The following is a 15001-nucleotide window of genomic DNA, read 5'->3' as shown; positions in this document are numbered from 1 at the left end:
CCTCGCCAAACCCGTCAAATCACGTAGCCCCACTACGACTTGCGCCACCGGTCACCTACACCCTTCATGGGGGTCGACCAGCCCATGGAGACTCTGGCATATGCCAGAAGCACCACCGTATCGTGTGTTGCCAAATCCCTTACAGGGCGTCGCAGGCTGTGCAACAGTCGTAACCGGTCCCACCGTCCGCCCTGGCCGTTCAGTCCCCGCATCGGAGTGCGTCATGCCGTCCCATGTCTCCGCGGACCGCCCCGCAGCCCAGCCGCCCGGGCGCGGCTCGGTCGAGGCGTTGATATCGCAGACGCGGCGACTCAAGGGCGACGTGGACGCGGTACGCCGGGACACCCGGAGCGCGGGTTCGGACCCCGAGGAGCGCTGGCAGCGAGCCCTGTACGACCTGGCACTCCATCAACTCAACGATCTGGACGAGCACTTGGCGCAGCTGCGGGACGGACCGGCACCCCTGCCGGCCGATGTCGAGGCGGCGCCCGCCCCGCGCTCGGCGGCCGCCCCGGGCTCGCTGCTCAGCCGGGTCGGCAGCGCGGAGTGGAACCTCCTGACGGACGAGGCGAGTTGGTCCGGTGAGCTCTTCCAGATCCTCGGCCGCGACCCGGCCGCGCCCGCGCTCACCCTCGACGAACTGCCCGCCGTGGTGCTGGACGAGGACCGGCCCCGGCTGACCGCGATGGTCACCGACTGCCTGGTCGACGCCAAGCCGATCGACGGAGAGTTCCGCGTCCTGCGGCCCGACGGGAACGTGCGGACCGTCCACATGATGGGCGAGCCCGTGCTCGACGGCGACGGCAGCACCGCCTCGATGTGGGCCGTGCTGCGGGACGTCAGCGAGCTGCGGCGCAGCCAGCGGACGGTGCGCGAGACCCGGGACACGATGCAGCGGCACCGCCGTCGCGCCGAGACCGAGCACCGGCTCGCCGTGGAACTCCAGGAGGCCGTGCTGCCGCCCGGGCGCGGGGCCCTGCGGCTGCCGCGCCGGGGGCCGGGCACGCTCGACGTCGCCGCCCACCACCTGCCGTCCGGGGCCGGATCCCTGCTGGGCGGTGACTGGTACGACGCGCTGGAGCTGTCCGACGGCGACACCCTGCTGAGCGTCGGCGACCTCACCGGGCACGGCGTCGCCGTCGCCTCGGGCATGACGATGCTGCTGGGCGCCGTACGCGGGATGGCGATGGCCGGCACCCAGCCGGGGCAGCTCATGTCCCTGCTCAACCAGTTACTCGACGCCACCGTGCAACCCGCGCTGGGCAGCGCCGTCTGCTGCCGCTACCGGCCCGCCACCCGCAACCTGACCTGGGCACAGGCAGGACACCCCGCCCCGCTGCTGTTCCGCGGCGGGACGGGGTGTGCGCTCAGCGCGCCGGACGGCGTGCTGCTCGGTGTCACCTCGGGAGCCGGTTACGGGCAGGCCGAAGTGACCCTGGAGCCAGGCGATCTGCTTCTGCTGCACACCGACGGAGTGGTACCGGGGCACAGCGGAGCCGACTCTCTGGGCGCGCTCCTCGGCCTTGCTCCCCGGTTCGGGGCGGCGCGCACCGCCCAGGACTGTGTCAGGGCCGTGGTCGAGGAGTTCGGCGAGAGCGGGCGCGCGGACGAGGCCTGCGTGCTCGTCGCCAGGGTGGGTGAGTAGCCGAGGCGGGTGTGGCCTCGACGGATGAGTGGATGGAGATCAGGCGGCTGGTGTCGAGCGCACCGGCCCCTTATGCCTGTGCGCTGTTGTGGTTCCCCTTGCTCCTGGCCTTGGGCAGGGCCAGCTTGATCTCCTCCCGCAGTTCCTGGATCCTCGGGTAGCCGGCGTACTCGGCGGTGAGCCGGTACATCTGGCGCAGCCGGTCCCAGGTGCGGTGGGAGGAGTTCGACCCCATGGACATCAGGGCCAGTCGCGCGTAGCGGTCCGCCTGTTCGGGGTCGTCCGCGATGAAGCAGGCGGAGGCCATGGACAGGAAGTCGAAGATCTTCGACCGCTGGCGGCCGTCGATCCGCAGGGCCAGGGCCTTCTCCGCGTAGTGCTGGGCGTGCACGGCCGCGGCCGGGTCGTGCTCGGCCAGCGTGCGGTAGGCGAGGGCCTGCATGCCGTACAGGTCCTCTTCCCTGAACATCTGCATCCAGCTCGGCGGCGGCACGTCGCCCCGGTCGGAGACGAAGAGGTCCTCCGCCTGGCCGAGGGTGCGGCGCATCGCCTGGCCCTTGCCCATGGACGCCTGTGCCCAGGCCTCGATGGTGTAGAGCATCGCCCGGGTGCGCGGCAGCACCTCGTCGCCCGAGCCGGACTTGGCGAGCTTCATCAGGTCGAGTGCGTCGTCGGGCCGGCCGAGGTGCACCATCTGGCGAGCCGCTCTGGAGAGCGCCTCCCCGGCACGCGGCCGGTCGCCGCCCTCACGGGCCGCGTGGGCGGCGATGACGAAGTACTTCTGGGCCGTGGGCTCCAGGCCGACGTCGTGCGACATCCAGCCCGCGAGGACGGCGAGGTTGGCGGCGACGCCCCACAGGCGCCGCTGGAGATGCTCGGGGTGGCGGTAGGCGAGCATGCCGCCCACCTCGTTGAGCTGCCCCACCACGGCCTTGCGCTGCAGCCCGCCGCCGCGGGCCGCGTCCCAGGCACGGAACACCTCGACGGAGCGCTCCAGTTCCTCGATCTCCTCGGACCCGATGGGGGCGGCCTCGTAGCGGTCGAACCCAGCGGGGTCGGCGTGCAGAGGATCGTCGAGGACGGGGGCGTCGGCCTTGAGTGTGGGGTCGGTGTGCAGCCACTCGTACATGGCGCTGCTGAGTACGGATCCCGCGGTGAGCGCGGCACCCGCACCCACCAAGCCGCGTCGGTTGAGCATGAGGTCCATTCCCGTGAATTCGGTGAGGACCGCGGCGGTTCGTTCGGGCGCCCACGGCATGCCGTCGGGATGTTCCACTTTCCCGTCGTCCGGCCGTTTTCCCGTACGCCCGTGCCGTACCAGACCGAGGTCCTCGATGGTCACGACACGGCCGAGACGCTCGGTGAACAGAGCCGCCAGCACCCGCGGCACCGGATCGCGCGGGATCTCTCCCGTGTCGATCCACCGCCGCACCCGGGAGGTGTCGGTCGCCAGCTGGGGGTGGCCCATGGCCGCCGCCTGCCGGTTGACCAGCCTCGCGAGTTCGCCCTTGGACCAGCCGGCCAGGCCGAACAGGTCCGAGAGGCGGGTGTTGGGTTCTCCGGTCACGTCAAGCCCCCAGGTTCTCGGCTGAGTTGACAGTAGCCCGGTGCCGGTTGCCGGGCGACTATTCGCCACGGTTCGCCAGGGTGCGCCAGATGGTGTGCCACTGGGCAACGGGTGTCAGGTAGGAACGCGCCACCCCGACCCGGTCGCCGCTCGACGGGCACACTCCCCAGGGTGTGCCCGGGCGGCCGGGACGGGCTGGACGCGAGAACCCCTCACAGGACTTCTCAGGCAGGCACCGCAGGTACACGAAGGGATCTGTATCGCCCATGTACGCAGCATCGTCCTCCGTGTCCGCTCCGCCCCGGTCGCTGCGCCCCCGCCCGGCGGGGAGCGGACCCTATCTCGACCCCGCGCGTCCCGGGGCCGCCGTACCGGTCGTGGGCCGGCAGCGGCGCGCCGCGGGTCTCGGCACCCAGCCCCTCAGCGGGAGACTCGACCTCTCCGGCCCCCAGGGGGCGCAGCTGCGCACCGCGATCGCGTCGGTGCACCGGATCTGTCCGGAGTTCGCTCCGGTGCAGGTGCTGCGCCGCACCGGGCGGTCCGTGATCCTCGTCGGGACGACGGGGCGCAGCACGGCCGTGGCGAAGTGTCTACTGGACCACTCCCCCGCCTGGGCGGAGCGGACCCGCCACGAAATAGCCGCATACCGCTCGTTCGTCCGGCACCGGCCGCCGATCCGGGTGCCGAGGCTGATCGCGGCGGATCCGGACAACTGCACACTGGTGATCGAGCGGATGCCCGGCCGGGTGGCGGCGGTCCAGCGTCACCCTGTGGAGGCTCCGCCCCGGGCGGACATCCGGGCCGCGCTGGGCGCGATCTGCCGGCTGAACGCGTGGCGTCCCCCGGCGGGCACCTTCGACGCCCCGGTCGACTACCCGGCCCGGATCGCCCGGTACCACGAGCTGGGCCTGCTCACCGACCGGGACATGGGTGACCTGCAGAAGCTGCTGCACGGCATCGCGGTCGCGGCGGGCCGCCAGGGGATGGGCCAGTTCTGCCACGGCGACGCCCTGCTCTCGAACATCCTGTTGTCCCCGGCCGGTCCAGTGCTGGTGGACTGGGAGCACGCGGGCTGGTATCTGCCGGGGTACGACCTGGCCACGCTCTGGTCGGTCCTCGGTGACGCCCCGGTGGCACGCCGTCAGATCAGCCAGATCGCCCAGTCGGCGGGGCCGGCGTCCCGGGACGCCTTCCTGGTGAACCTGATGCTGGTCCTCACCCGGGAGATCCGGACCTACGAGACCGCCGTGCAGCGTTCGATGCACGACGCGACCCCGGCGGCACCGGGTACGGCCCACCCGGGCGCCGCGCCGACCGGCGAGGAACAGCGGCTGCTGCTCCGGCGGCTGCACGACGACTGCCAGCTGGCCCGCCGGGCCGTGCGTGCGGCGGTCGGCACTCGCTGACGGGGACGAGGATCCGCGGTGCGCTCAGGGCAGCTGCGCACCGCGGATCCTCGCATGTCCGGGGTGCGCCGGGGACACCCATTGGTGTAAGCCACTGACGCCCCGCAGGCCTGCGGGCCACCACCGCGAAACTCCCACGATCATCGCATGACATGGGAATTCGGGCCTCTCTGGGCATGATTGACGGATCGTCGGCAAGCCGGTACCACTGAGCCACGCTCAGCCCCGCACGCCCCGTCGCGCCCCATCGCCCCAGGAGGCTGCATTGCGAGGATCCGTCATCGAATCCGCACCCCCGCGCAGTGGCAGACGCACGCGCCGGACGGCCGGGGCCGTCGCCGCCACGGCCCTGCTGCTGCCACTGCTGGGCGCGGCACCGCCCCCGGACACGAGCGAGTCGTCCGCCGGACTGCTCCAGCGGGCGTTCGCGTCCGCCGCCACCGAGTACCACGTGCCGCAGAGCGTGCTGCTCGCGGTCTCCTACCTCCAGTCCCGCTGGGACACGCACGACGGCGCGCCCAGCGTGACCGGCGGCTACGGCCCGATGCACCTCACCGACGCGCACACCGCGCTGGCGACGGCCGCCGAGCACTTCGCCGACGGCACCGAGGACCCCCGCGGCGACAGCGCCCGCCCGGCCCTCCGTCCCAGCGTGCAGGTCCCGCGGAACTCCGCGCTCCCGGCCCGCCTCAAGACCCTGACCAAGGCCGCCGCGCTGACCGGGATCCCGGCCGAGCGACTGCGCACCGACGCGGCGGCCAACGTGGCCGGCGGCGCCGCCCTGCTCGCGGCGGCCCAGCGGGACCTGCACCAGCCGCTCGGCGCCGATCCGGCGCACTGGTACGGCGCGATCGCCCGCTTCTCCGGCGCCGACGACACGGCGACCGCGGCGGCGTACGCGAACGACGTGTTCGACGTCCTGCACACGGGCGAGGAGCGCACCACCGACGCCGGACAGTTCGTCGCCCTCGCCGCCCAGCCGGGGCTGCGGGCCGACACCGCGCAGCTGGAGCTGACCGGCCTGCGCGCGACGGCGGCGGACGACGACACGGAGTGCCCGACAACGGTGTCGTGCGAGTGGATCCCGGCGCCCTACGCGCAGTTCGGGGACAACGACTACGGCAACCACGACCTCGGCGACCGGCCGGCCTCGCAGAGCATCAGGTACATCGTCGTCCATGACACCGAGGGCTCCTGGGACACCACCATCAAGCTGGTCCAGGACCCGACCTATGTGTCCTGGAACTACACCATCCGCTCCACCGACGGTCTGATCGCCCAGCACGTCAAGGCGAAGGACGTGGCCTGGCACGCGGGCAACTGGTACATCAACGCGAAGTCGATCGGCATCGAGCACGAGGGCTTCCTCGCCTCGCCGGACGCCTGGTACACGGAGGCGATGTACCGCTCCTCGGCCCGGCTGGTGAAGTACCTCTCCGAGCAGTACGGCGTCCCGCTGGACCGGCAGCACATCCTGGGCCACGACACCGTGCCCGGCCCGACCACGTCCTCGATCCCCGGGATGCACACCGACCCCGGCCCCTACTGGGACTGGCGGCACTACTTCGAACTGCTGGACCACCCCTTCAAGCCCAGGGCGGGCAAGAAGCACCGGGTGGTGACGGGCGGGGTGGTCACGATCCTGCCGGACTACGCCACGAACCAGCCGACGTACACCGGCTGCGTCACCAAGGGCCAGCCCTGCGCCGCGCACGGGTCCGGCGAGGTACGGCTGTACTCCGACCACGACGAGAACTCGGCCCTGATCAAGGACGTCGGCATGGGCACGACGCCGACGACCGACGTGAACGACCTCTCCTCACGCGCCTCCACCGGCCAGCAGTACACGGTGGCGGACACCTGGGGGGACTGGACGGCGATCTGGTACCTCGGGCAGAAGGCCTGGTTCAAGAACCCGGCGAGCGCCCCGACGGCGGTGAGCGCAACCGGGGTGGTGATCACGCCGAAGGCGGGCCTGACCAGCATCCCGGTGTACGGCCGTGCCTACCCGGAGGCGTCCGCGTACCCCTCCGGGGTACCGGCCCAGTCGATCTCCCCGCTGCCGTACACGATCCCGGCGGGCCAGAAGTACGTGGCCGGTGACGAGGTGCCGGGCGAGTACTACTACGCCGTCACCTTCACCACCGACTCGCACAGGGTCGTGGTCGGCAAGGACCTGTACTACGAGATCCAGTACGGCCACCGGATCGAGTTCGTCCGCGCGGCCGACGTGGACGTGGTGCCGGCGGCGAAGGCCGGACGGCACCACGGCCACGGGAAGTAGCCGGCCTCAGCCCTGCTGGAAAAGCTCCGCCGGGAGCGGCTTCAGCAGGGCGTACAGGTCGTCGGTGATCGGGCGGTCCCAGGCGGCGATGGTCACGAGGACGCCGTCGCTGCGGTCGAACTGGACGCAGGAGATCCGGCTCTCGGAGAGCTTGAGCCGCCGCACGATCAGCAGGTTGTCGCCCTGGAGCACCGGCATGTCCTCGGTGCCGACGACGGTGACGTCCTCGTCGTTCTCCAGTGCGAGGAGGAGCTGGCCGACCTCGAAGGGGATCTCGCCGTCCTCCACCTCGCGGGCCGGGGAGCCCTCGGGGAGGTTGCCGATGATCATCGCTGGGCCGCGGCCGCCGAAGAGGTCGTAGCGCAGGAAGACGCCCTGGCAGGTGCCGTCGGGGGCGGGCAGCAGCCCGGCACCGAGGTTGCCGGGCCAGTCACCCGGGTCCATGGCCAGAACGTCGAAGTCGGGGCCGGCGGGAGTGGCGCTGCGGCGACGGAGGAACGACATGCGGTCCATGGTACGGGGCCGGGGTGGTGGGGCGGGGACAAGTGCGGGGTGCGGGGTGCGGCGGCCGCTGCGAAGCCGCCGCCGTCCCGGGTATGCCGTTGCCGACGCCCGCCACGCCCCGGGGATGCCGTTGCCGACGCCTGCCACGCCCCGGGGATGCCGTTGCCGACGCCTGCTACAAAGTCGCCCTTTCCGTCGCCGTCAGTTCGGCTTGGGCGGCGGCTGCCAAGCCGTCCGCTCCGCACTGCTGGGCCGTTTCGAGGCCCCTTCGGAGGTGGCCGGTGTCGTGGAGTTCCGTGCCGAGGGTCACCAGGGCGCAGGCGAGCTCGTAGGCGGCCGGGGAGCGGTCGAGGTACGCCACCGACTCGCGCAGGTATCCCAGGCGGGCCTCGCCCGACGAGACCTCCGCCGCCGTGCGCAGGGCCTGGCCGATCGCGGACGGGGCGCCGAAGCGGCGGGCGCGGGTCACCGCGTCCAGGGCCGTGGCGAGGGCGCGTTCCGGGGCGTCGTGGGCTTCGGCGCGGGCCAGATGGAGCTGCCAGGGGCACCACGAGGGGTTGCGGATGCCGCGTGGTTCGAGGCGGCGGCCGGCCGCGGAGAGCTCGGCCGCCGCGTCCTTCGTGAGGCCGCGGGCGAGGAGCAGTTCGCCGTAGACCGTCTGGGCGTCGGGGAAGACCACGGCCGCCGGGAAGGGCTCCCGGAAGGCGTGGTCCTCGGCGAGCCGGGTGGCCTCCTCGGTGCGGCCGCGGGCCAGCAGGGTCTGGATCAGGATGCCGAGGGCGTACCAGTGGGCCGGGGTGCCGGGGCCGACGCGCTCGGCGAGGCGCAGGCCCGAGCGGGCGAGGTCCTCGGCCTCGGCGAGGCGGCCGCGCCGGTAGCGGACGTAGCCGAGGAGGGTGTAGGCGAAGGAGAGGTGGGCGCCGCGCCAGCCCTGGCGTTCGTAGTCGGCGATCCCGTCGGCGAAGAGTTCCTCCGTGCGGTCCGGCCGGTCGGCGTACATGAACGCGAGGGAGACCAGGACCGGGACCTCGAAGCCGCGGTCGGGTTCGGCCCAGCCGAGGCCGCCGGCGAGGGCGCGTTCGGCGTGGTGGAGGGCGACCTCGGCGGGTTCGCCGCGCTGGATGGCGTCCCAGGTGCGCAGGCCGATGACGTACCGCTCGGTGAGGTCGCGGCCGTGCAGGCGGTCGGCGAGCCGGGTCAGGCGGCGGGAGCGGGAGGGGTGGTCGGGTTCGTCGGCGCGGAAGGCGTCCCACATGAACTGTTCGGAGAGCATCCGGAGCCGTACCCGGGCGTCGCCGGTGACGTGGATCTCGCGGGCGAGGGTCTCGGAGGCCTCGGCGAGGCGGTCGCTGTGGGCGAGGACCTGGGAGAGGCGGTAGACGATGTGCTGGCGCAGGGCGGGTTCGGCGATGGGCTCCTGGAGGGCCGCGCGCAGGTGGTTGACGGTGGTGGCGGGTTCGGTGAGCAGGGAGGCGCTGCCCAGTTCGTAGAGGACGGCGGCGCGCTCCTTGGCGGGCGGGGGTTCGCGCAGGGCGCGGGCGAGGTAGCCGCGGGCCGTGTCGGGGGCACCGGCCCGGAGCGTCTCCCCGGCGGCGGCGCGCAGTTGCCGTACGACCCAGGTGTCGCCCTCGGGGTGGGTCTCCAGGAGGTGGCGGGCGGCGGCGGTGGCGCCCTGGCCGTCGTCGGTCACGCACCAGGCGGCCTGACCGTGCAGGGCGACCCGGGTGGCGGGCGGGATGGCCCGGTAGACGGCGGTGGCGATCAGCGGGTGGACGAACTCCAGGGTCCCGGCGCCGGTGAGGACACGGGCGTCGCGCAGGGCGTCGGCGGCGTCGGCGGCCTCCTCGTGGCCGAGGCCCGCGACGGCGGCGGCGAGCGCCGGATGGATCTCGGTGCCGAGGACGGCACAGGCCCAGGCGAACCGGACGGCGGAGGGGCCCAGGCGTTCGAGGCGGGCGATCAGCCCGCTGCCCTTGACGGCTGCGGCGAGGTCGCGCAGCAGGGGTGCTCCGGCCTCGGTGGGGTCGAGGCCCCGGTCGGAGACCTTGGCGGTCAGCTCGACGGCCTCGAAGGGGTTGCCCGCGGTGACGGCCCAGCACTCGTGGCAGAAGGCGTCGTCGGCGTGGTCGCCGAGACTCTCGCGGACCAGGCCGGCGACGGCGTCGGCGCTGAGCGGTTCGAGGCCGTGCGGGCGGCCGCCTGCCCGGCCGGGCAGACCCCGGAACGCGTCGGCGTGCTCGGGGAGTTCGTCGGGTCGGTACGCGACGACGACGAGCAGCGGGAGTTGCTCGGCCCGCGGTGCGAACGCGGCGAGCCAGCCGAGGGATTCGGGATCGGCCCAGTGGGCGTCGTCGAGGACGAGGACCATCGGTGCCTGGCGCACGGCGAGGTGGGTGAGGACCCAGTCGAGGCCGTCGCGCAGGCCCTGCTGGTCGGGCGGGGCGCCCTCGGTCGGGGCGCACAGGCCCAGGGCGGGGCCGACGATGTCGTACCAACTGCCCAGTGAGGCGCGGAGTTCGGCCTCCGGTGCGCCGGCGAGGCGGGGTTGCAGGAGCTGGCGGGCCACGTGGAAGGCGACGCGCTGTTCCTGGTCGCCACCGCGTGCGGAGAGCACGGTGCAGCCCTGGGCGGCGGCGCGGCGCCGGACCTCGGCGAGCAGGGTGGTCTTGCCGATGCCGGCCCGGCCGGCGAAGGCGAGCAGCGCGCCGAGCGGCCGGTCGCCCGGTGCCGCGCCGTCCGCGTCCAGGCCGGTGAGCTCGGCCAACGCCTCGTCGACGGCTGCGAGTTCACCGTCACGCTCGTAGAGCGTCCGTCGGTTCCGCAGGACCCGCTGTCCCATGACCACCCCCCGCCACGGTGGTACGCGAGCGCGGGGGGCGGGCGCGCACCGTGGCTTGCAGGCAGCTCAGCGTACGCTTCACGACGGTGATCCGCTCCCTACTGACGGTAACTGGGCGAAGGCACTTGACATCACTCCTGCGGAGGTGACGGCGGGACCACCGCGATCGGGGCGGCCGCGTGCAACAGCACGGCGTGGGTGACGGAGCCCATCATGCGGGCCGGGGCGAGCAGTCGTCGGCGGTGGCGGCCGACGACGACCAGCGCGGCGTCCTTCGAGGCGGCGACCAGCAGGCCGGCCGCGTCCCCGGGCAGCGCCAGGACGTCGGCGCGCAGGTTCGGGCGGTCCTTGAGGTGCGGGGCGAGGAAGCCCTCGGCGAGGGTGCGGGTCTCCTGCTCGACCTCGTCCTGGTCGACGGCCGGCGGGACGAGTTCCCCGGCCGCGAACCAGCTCTCCACCGGCCACGGGTAGGCGGCGATCACCTGGAGCCGGGCGCCCCGCCGGTCGGCCTCCGCGAAGGCGAAGGCGAGGGTGGCGTCGTCGGGGCTGTCCACGTCCAGGCCGACGACGACCCGGGGTCCGGGCTCGGCGGGCAGCTCCTCGTGCTCCCCCACTGCACGCCCGGGCCGGGGCACGACGACCACCGGGCATTCGGCGTCGCGGGCGGCGGCCATGCCGTTGGAGCCGAGCAGCAGGCCGGCGAAGCCGCCGCGCCCCCGGGAGCCGAGCACCAACAACTGGGCGTCGGCGCCCAGTTCGGGCAGCAAAGCGCTCGGAACGCCTTCCATGGCGACGTACTCGACGGTCAGCCCCACGGCACCGGCGCGCAGCCGGTCGCGGACCTCGTCGAGCACGGGGTCGCCTGCCTCGTCCGGCTCCCCGGCGACCAGGACGTCGGGCTGCCCCCAGGCCGCGTACTGGCGGACGTGCACCACCCGCAGCGGCGCGTCCCGCTGCCGGGCCGCCTGCACGGCCCAGTCCAGGGCGCGCAGGCTGTCGTCCGAACCGTCCGCCGCGGCGATGACCGGCGCAGCGCTCATGGTTCCTCACCTCCGGAATACGACCTTCCCCGTCCGGGGCCAGCCTGTCTCAGGCGTCGGCCCCGGAAGGGCGCTGCTGGTCACGTGTCCGGAAATCCTTGCGGAACACCCCCGGGTTCACCTCTCTGCCACAGCGGCGGAGCCGGGGGAGGCGCTCAGGTGAGGTCGAACTCGCCCTCCCGGGCCCCTGACACGAAAGCCCCCCATTCGGCGGGGGTGAAGATCAGGGAAGGGCTCTGGGGGCTGCCGCTGTTGCGCATCGCGATGAATCCCTCGACAAAGGCGATCTGGACATCCCCCAGGCCCCGGCTGCTGGACTGCCAATCGGCTCCGCTGAGGTCCAGCTCCGGCTTCTCCCAGCCCAGTACCGGCTGCTGCTGGATGGTGCTCTCGGCCACGTCCGTGCTCCTCCCGAATTCGTCGTCCGCGGCCAGCCTAGCTTTCGGTTCCGGCACTCAACAGGCCACGTGAACGGGTCCTTTCAGTTGTCCGGGGCCGCGGCGCCGACCAGCCACATGGAGAAGAACTGGGAGCCGCCGCCGTAGGCGTGCCCGAGCACCTTCCGGGCGCCGTCCACCTGGTGTTCTCCGGCCTGGCCGCGCACCTGGAGGGCGGCTTCGGCGAACCTGATCATCCCGGAGGCACCGATCGGATTGGTGGACAGGACGCCGCCCGACATGTTGACGGGGAGGTCACCGTCGAGTTCGGTGACCCCCGATTCGGTGAGTTTCCAGCCCTCGCCCTCCTCGGCGAAACCGAGGTTCTCCAGCCACATGGGCTCGTACCAGGAGAACGGCACGTACATCTCGACGGCGTCGATGTCCCGGCGCGGGTCGGCGATCCCCGCCTGCCGGTAGACGTCGGCGGCGCAGTCCTTCCCGGCCTGCGGCGACACCGCGTCCTTGCCGGCGAACAGGGTGGGTTCGCTGCGCATGGCCCCGCCGAGCATCCAGGCCGGCGGCTTGCCGGAACGGGTGGCTCCGGCCCGGTCGGTGAGGACCATCGCGCAGGCGCCGTCGGACGACGGGCAGGTCTCCGAGTAGCGGATGGGGTCCCACAACATGGGGGACGCCTGGACCTTCTCCAGGGTGATGTCGTGCTCGTGGAGGTGGGCGTAGGGGTTCTTGAGCGCGTTGCGCCGGTCCTTGTAGGCGACCAGCGAGCCGACGGTGTCCGGGGCGCCGCTGCGCCGCATGTAGGCCCGTACGTGGGGCGCGAAGAAGCCGCCGGCACCCGCCAGCAGGGGCTGCTGGAAGGGGATCGGCAGGGACAGCCCCCACATGGCGTTGGACTCGGACTGCTTTTCGAAGGCGAGGGTCAGCACGGTGGAGTGGACCCGGGCGGCGACGAGGTTGGCCGCGACCAGTGCGGTCGAGCCGCCCACCGACCCCGCCGTGTGGACCCGCAACATGGGTTTGCCGACCGCCCCCAGCGCGTCCGCCAGGTACAGCTCCGGCATCATCACGCCCTCGAAGAAGTCGGGCGCCTTGCCGATGACGACGGCGTCGATGTCGGCCCAGTCCAACTCGGCGTCGTCGAGGGCGCGTCGCGCGGCCTCGCGGACGAGCCCGGCGATCGAGACGTCCCGCCGCGCCGCCACGTGCTTGGTCTGGCCGATCCCTGTGACGGCCACGGGCTCCTTGCTCATCGCGGATCCCCTTCGAGTACGGCGACCAGGTTCTGCTGCAGGCAGGGCCCGGAGGTGGCGTGGGCGAGGGCCCGGTCGGACTCGCCGCGGTGGATACGGGCGGCGGCCTCGCCGATGCGGATGAGCCCGGCGGCCATGATCGGGTTGGCGGCGAGGGCCCCGCCGGACGGGTTCACGCGCACGTCGTCGCCGAGCCGCAGCGCCTTGCGCAGCACGACTTCCTGCGAGCTGAACGGCGCGTGCAGCTCGGCGGTGTCCACGGGTCGTTCGAAGGCCCCGGCCCGCTCGGCGGCGAGCCGTGCGGACGGCGAGTCGGTCAGGTCACGGACGCCCAGGCCGTGCGCCTCGATGCGGTGGTCGATGCCCCGGATCCAGGCGGGCCGGGCGCACAGCTCCCGGGCCCGCTCCCCCGCCGCGAGGATCACGGCGGCGGCGCCGTCGCCGATCGGCGGGCAGTCGCCGGTGCGCAGCGGCCGTACGACGTAGTCCCCCTGCGGCACCGAACCCCTCAGCTGTGCATGGGAGTTGGCTTCCGCATCCGCCCTGCTCCGGGCGCCGAAGGCGGCCAGCGCGGGCTCGTCGGTCTCGCCCGCGTCGACGAGGGCCTGGGCCTGGAGGGCGGCGAGGGCGACGGAGTCCGGCCAGAGGGGGGCCACGTAGTAGGGGTCGAGCTGGCGGGTCAGGACGTCGCGCACGGAGCCGGGTGAGGACTTGCCGTAGGAGTAGACGAGCGCGGTGTCCGCGTCCCCGGTGAGCAGCTTGGTCCAGGCCTCGTACAGGGCCCAGGCGCCGTCCATCTCGACGTGCGACTCGGAGATGGGCGGCCAGGCGCCGACGCCGTCGAGGGCGAGGGTGAAGGAGAAGGCGCGGCCGGCCAGGTAGTCGCTGGAGCCGGAGCAGGTGAAGCCGATGTCAGCGGTCTTCAGGCCGGTCTGCCCGAGCACGTCGTGCAGCACCGGCATGAGCATCTCGACCTCGGAGAGCTCTTCGCTGGTGCGGCGGTGGTCGGTCTGCGCGAAGGCGACCAGTGCTATGTCACGCGTCACAGCAGCTCCTTGTACGTCTCGTAGTCCGCGTCGGGTTCGCCGGTGGGCCGGTAGTGGTCGGGGAAGCGGGCCCCCTCGGTCCACACCGGTTCGACCCTGAGCCCCATTCGCACCTGGTCGTAGGGGATCCCGCCGATCCGGCCGTGCAGGGCGAGCCCGGCGCCGTCGAGGGCGATGTGGGCATAGACGTACGGCACCTCGATGTCGAGGTTCTTCGCCTTGATGTTGACGATGCAGAAGGTGGTGACCGTGCCACCGGGACCCACTTCGACCTGTTCCGATGTGGCCACGCCACATGTGGGGCACGCGCCCCTCGGCGGGACGTACACCTTCCGGCAGGAGGGACAGCGCTCGCCGAAGGTCCGCCGGGACGACAGCGCGTCGATGTAGGCGGACTGGGCACGGCCGGGCGAGTAGGTGTAGTCGAGGCGGGCGTGGGCGACGATGCCGTGGATGGCGTCCTCGAACTCGCCGCTGTGCCCTGTCACATCGGCCGGTTCACCGTCGTACGGCTCGAAGCAGGCGATGTCGGTGATGGCCCCCGACCGCTCCGCCGCCCAGCGGATCCGGACCCGCATACCGGTGTGCACGGCGTCCGGTCCCGGTGCGTCGAGGGCGTGCAGCAGGGCGGTGTCGGCTCCGTCGAGCCGGACCAGAACCCAGGCGAAGGGGGTGCCGAGGGGCTGGCCGCGGCGGGGCTCGTGGTTCCAGGCCCAGGTGGTGACCGTACCGGTGGGGGCGACCTCGACGAGGTCACGGATCTCCTCGGCGGTGACGGGGTCGTACTCGACGGGCGGGACGAGGGTGCGGCCGTCGCCGGTCTTCACCCCGAGGACGACGCGTTCACGCAGCCCGGTGAGAAACGCGCTCTGCACGGGGCCGAGGGAGCGGGTGAACGGAAACTCGACGACGAGGGGAGCTTTGAGAACTTCAGGCATGAGGGGCTTGCCTCCTTCAGGTCGGTGCGGGTGACACCCCGTCTTTCAGGGGCGCGGGACATGGACATATGCGGCTCCGCCGCG

At 72.7% G+C, this 15001-nt stretch carries 11 protein-coding genes; 3 read left to right on the top strand and 8 right to left on the bottom strand.

What is annotated here, in order from left to right; all coding sequences use genetic code 11:
- Positions 1-223 precede the first annotated feature (223 nt).
- Positions 224-1645, top strand: a complete 1422-nt coding sequence (locus ACFY0P_RS24750) for a PP2C family protein-serine/threonine phosphatase (protein ID WP_388916893.1) — start codon at positions 224-226, stop codon at positions 1643-1645.
- A 70-nt stretch (positions 1646-1715) separates the two neighbouring features.
- Here the strand turns inward: ACFY0P_RS24750 and ACFY0P_RS24745 are convergent, their stop codons facing one another.
- Positions 1716-3212, bottom strand: coding sequence for a hypothetical protein (locus tag ACFY0P_RS24745; RefSeq protein WP_388916890.1), 1497 nt, complete (start codon positions 3210-3212; stop codon positions 1716-1718).
- A 266-nt stretch (positions 3213-3478) separates the two neighbouring features.
- Between ACFY0P_RS24745 and ACFY0P_RS24740 the strand changes: the two genes are divergently transcribed.
- Both ACFY0P_RS24740 and ACFY0P_RS24735 read left to right on the top strand, forming a co-directional pair.
- Entirely contained in the window at positions 3479-4618 is a 1140-nt protein-coding gene (locus tag ACFY0P_RS24740; RefSeq protein ID WP_388916887.1) for an aminoglycoside phosphotransferase family protein, read from the top strand.
- Between the two features lie 265 nt (positions 4619-4883).
- Positions 4884-6902 carry an N-acetylmuramoyl-L-alanine amidase gene (locus ACFY0P_RS24735; protein WP_388916884.1) on the top strand — a complete coding sequence of 673 codons (2019 nt, stop codon included), beginning with the start codon at positions 4884-4886 and terminating at the stop codon, positions 6900-6902.
- Between the two features lie 6 nt (positions 6903-6908).
- On the opposite strand, the gene ACFY0P_RS24730 is transcribed toward ACFY0P_RS24735, so the two are convergent.
- From ACFY0P_RS24730 to ACFY0P_RS24700, 7 genes are all read right to left on the bottom strand, one after another.
- Positions 6909-7406 carry a hypothetical protein gene (locus ACFY0P_RS24730; protein ID WP_388916881.1) on the bottom strand — a complete coding sequence of 166 codons (498 nt, stop codon included), beginning with the start codon at positions 7404-7406 and terminating at the stop codon, positions 6909-6911.
- Between the two features lie 175 nt (positions 7407-7581).
- Complete coding sequence (locus ACFY0P_RS24725) at positions 7582-10245, bottom strand: ATP-binding protein (RefSeq protein ID WP_388916878.1); 2664 nt, start codon at positions 10243-10245, stop codon at positions 7582-7584.
- 131 nt (positions 10246-10376) lie between these two features.
- On the bottom strand, positions 10377-11285 hold the full coding sequence (locus ACFY0P_RS24720; RefSeq protein ID WP_388916875.1) for a universal stress protein: 909 nt from the start codon (positions 11283-11285) through the stop codon (positions 10377-10379).
- 155 nt (positions 11286-11440) lie between these two features.
- Positions 11441-11683 (bottom strand): DUF397 domain-containing protein, encoded by a 243-nt coding sequence (locus ACFY0P_RS24715; protein ID WP_351960985.1) that lies wholly within the window; start codon positions 11681-11683, stop codon positions 11441-11443.
- An 83-nt stretch (positions 11684-11766) separates the two neighbouring features.
- Entirely contained in the window at positions 11767-12933 is a 1167-nt protein-coding gene (locus ACFY0P_RS24710; protein ID WP_388916872.1) for a thiolase domain-containing protein, read from the bottom strand.
- Positions 12930-13979, bottom strand: a complete 1050-nt coding sequence (locus ACFY0P_RS24705) for a thiolase domain-containing protein (RefSeq protein WP_388916869.1) — start codon at positions 13977-13979, stop codon at positions 12930-12932. The genes ACFY0P_RS24710 and ACFY0P_RS24705 overlap by 4 nt, the downstream gene beginning before the upstream one ends.
- Complete coding sequence (locus tag ACFY0P_RS24700; protein WP_388916866.1) at positions 13976-14917, bottom strand: Zn-ribbon domain-containing OB-fold protein; 942 nt, start codon at positions 14915-14917, stop codon at positions 13976-13978. Before ACFY0P_RS24700 ends, ACFY0P_RS24705 begins: the two co-directional genes overlap by 4 nt.
- Between the last annotated feature and the right edge of the window lie 84 nt (positions 14918-15001).

This window comes from Streptomyces sp. NPDC001714, from assembly GCF_042892755.1.
In the GTDB taxonomy this organism is placed as follows: Bacteria; Actinomycetota; Actinomycetes; order Streptomycetales; family Streptomycetaceae; genus Streptomyces.
The sequence above is the reverse complement of the archived record's forward strand: the minus strand, read 5'-3'. Positions and strand labels throughout refer to the sequence as shown.

What these genes read in the sequence shown, in the direction of transcription:
- ACFY0P_RS24750 (WP_388916893.1), top strand. Translation starts at nt 224, where the DNA reads ATGCCGTCCCATGTCTCCGCGGACCGCCCCGCAGCCCAGCCGCCCGGG.
- ACFY0P_RS24740 (WP_388916887.1), top strand. Translation starts at nt 3,479, where the DNA reads ATGTACGCAGCATCGTCCTCCGTGTCCGCTCCGCCCCGGTCGCTGCGC.
- ACFY0P_RS24730 (WP_388916881.1), bottom strand. Translation starts at nt 7,406, where the DNA reads ATGTCGTTCCTCCGTCGCCGCAGCGCCACTCCCGCCGGCCCCGACTTC.
- ACFY0P_RS24725 (WP_388916878.1), bottom strand. Translation starts at nt 10,245, where the DNA reads ATGGGACAGCGGGTCCTGCGGAACCGACGGACGCTCTACGAGCGTGAC.
- ACFY0P_RS24720 (WP_388916875.1), bottom strand. Translation starts at nt 11,285, where the DNA reads ATGAGCGCTGCGCCGGTCATCGCCGCGGCGGACGGTTCGGACGACAGC.
- ACFY0P_RS24710 (WP_388916872.1), bottom strand. Translation starts at nt 12,933, where the DNA reads ATGAGCAAGGAGCCCGTGGCCGTCACAGGGATCGGCCAGACCAAGCAC.
- ACFY0P_RS24700 (WP_388916866.1), bottom strand. Translation starts at nt 14,917, where the DNA reads ATGCCTGAAGTTCTCAAAGCTCCCCTCGTCGTCGAGTTTCCGTTCACC.